General features: G+C 33.8%; 1 pseudogene. It reads left to right on the top strand.

The annotated features are described in order from the left end of the window. Positions 1–284 (top strand): annotated as a pseudogene (locus HMPREF2782_RS03070) (replisome organizer); the annotation flags it as partial.

The raw sequence follows: 284 nt of genomic DNA, 5'->3' as shown, positions 1-284 counted from the left end.
CAGAAACAACAGCTTTATCAGACGGAAAATGGAGCATATATTTCAGAAGAAAAAGTTGGTTGTCATCTGGTTAACCAAAGGTTGTCAAGTGGTCAACCCAGTATAGATAAGGGTAGATTAGATAAGGTTAGTATAGATAAGGGGAGAGAAGAACAGTCCACCCCCATCTTTTATGGAGAATTCAAAAATGTAAGGTTAAGCAAAGAAGAATACAAGAACCTTAAAGAAAAATTAAACTCACACACAGAAATAATGATAAATAAACTATCAAGATACATGAAAAG

This window comes from Anaerococcus sp. HMSC068A02 (assembly GCF_001811125.1).
GTDB lineage: Bacteria > Bacillota > Clostridia > Tissierellales > Peptoniphilaceae > Anaerococcus > Anaerococcus vaginalis_C.
Note: the sequence above shows the minus strand (reverse complement) of the source record. Positions and strands in the feature narration are given on the sequence as shown.